This window comes from Pseudomonas fuscovaginae SE-1 (assembly GCF_000364705.1).
In the GTDB taxonomy this organism is placed as follows: domain Bacteria; phylum Pseudomonadota; class Gammaproteobacteria; order Pseudomonadales; family Pseudomonadaceae; genus Aquipseudomonas; species Aquipseudomonas fuscovaginae_A.
Genome location: NZ_AQOH01000177.1, coordinates 1 through 1,883, shown reverse-complemented (window position 1 = coordinate 1,883; position 1,883 = coordinate 1). Strand labels below are relative to the sequence as shown.

The following is a 1,883-nucleotide window of genomic DNA, read 5'->3' as shown; positions in this document are numbered from 1 at the left end:
CCGCTGACGCCAAACGGCAAGCTGGACCGCAAGGCCCTGCCGGCGCCGGACGCTGGCGCGCTGACCAGCCGTGAGTACGAGGCTCCGCAAGGCGAAGCCGAAACCTTGATCGCAACCCTCTGGCAGGACCTGCTGGGTGTCGCCAAGGTCGGTCGGCATGATCACTTCTTCGAACTGGGCGGTCACTCGCTGTTGGCGGTCAGCCTGATCGAGCGCATGCGTCAGGCTGGCTTGAGCACGGATATTCGGGTCCTATTCAGCCAGCCAACCTTGGTGGCGCTGGCCGCCGCCGTGGGCGGCGGACGGGAAATCGTGGTGCCGGCCAATGCCATCCCGGCAGGCTGCGAGCGCATCACCCCACAGATGCTGCCGCTGATCAACCTCGACCAGGCCGCCATCGACCGGATCGTCGCCAACGTTCCGGGCGGCGCGGCGAACGTGCAGGATATCTACCCGCTGGCACCGCTGCAGGAGGGGATTCTCTATCATCACCTGGCCGCCGAGCAGGGCGACCCCTATGTTCTTCACGCGCTGTTCAACGTGGCGAACCGCACGCGGCTGGAGGCCTTTGCCCAGGCGTTGCAACAGGTCATCGATCGGCATGACATCCTGCGTACCGCCGTGCTCTGGCAAGGCCTGGACGAGCCCGTGCAGGTGGTCTGGCGCCAGGCCCGGTTGCATTGTGAGGTTCTGTCGTTCGATCCGCGTGCCGGTGAGGTGGCGGATCAGCTCAGGGAACATTTCGATACCCGTCACTCGCGCCTGGACGTGAGCCAGGCGCCGTTGATGCAATTGCTGTTCGCCGAAGATGAAGCCCGGCAGTGCTGGGTGGCGATGCTGCGCTTCCATCACATGGCCCTGGACCATACCGCCCTGGAAGTGGTACGCCATGAAATCCAGGCGTATCTGCTGGGGCAGGCCGATCAGTTGGGCAGCCCGGTGCCGTATCGCAACTATGTGGCCCAGGCCCGCCTGGGGAGCAGCCAGGCCGAACACGAGGCGTTCTTCCGTGAGATGCTCGGCGATATCGACGAGCCGACCCTGCCATTCGGCTTGCGCAATGTGCAGGTCGATGGCCAGTTGATCGACGAGGTCAGTTCCGTTCTGCCGTCGGCCCTGAGCCTGCGGGTGCGGGCGTTGGCCCGCCAGTTGGGGGTCAGCGCCGCGAGCCTGCATCACCTGGCCTGGGCCCAGGTACTGGGTCAGGTTTCCGGGCGGCAGGACGTGGTGTTCGGCACCGTGCTGATGGGCCGGATGCAGGGCGGCGAAGGTGCCGACCGGGCGTTGGGCATGTTTATCAATACCCTGCCATTGCGGGTCTGCGTGGGCGGGCAGGGGGTGCGGGATGGGGTCAAGGCGGTTCACGGACGCCTCACCGCGCTGCTCGGCTACGAACACGCCTCCCTGGCCCTGGCCCAGCGTTGCAGCGGCGTGGCCGCGCCGACGCCGTTGTTCAGCGCCTTGCTCAACTACCGGCACAGCGCCGTGGGTGGTGTTTCCGAGCAGGCTGTACAGGCCTGGCAAGGCATCGAGATTCTCAGCAGCGAGGAGCGCACCAACTACCCGCTGACGCTGTCGGTGGACGACCTGGGCGAAGACTTCTCCCTGAATGTCCTGGCCCTGCCAGGCATCGGTGCGCAGCGGGTCTGCGATTATATGACCGTAGCTCTGGTCAACCTGGCCGCAGCCCTGGAGCAGGCGCCCCAGACACCCTTGGCCGGGATTTCGGTCCTGCCGGCTGCCGAGCGTGAGCAGGTGCTGGTGGCGTTCAATGCCAGCGATCGCGACTACCCACGGACGCAGACCGTGCACGGCCTGTTCGAAGCCCAGGTCCGCGCGCGTCCCGAGGCGTGCGCCGCGATCCACGATGGCGTGACGTTGAC

General features: G+C 66.3%; 1 protein-coding gene. It reads left to right on the top strand.

The annotated features are described in order from the left end of the window. A partial coding sequence (locus K675_RS0116540) for a condensation domain-containing protein (protein ID WP_026145263.1) occupies positions 1-1,883 on the top strand: 1,883 nt, incomplete at both ends.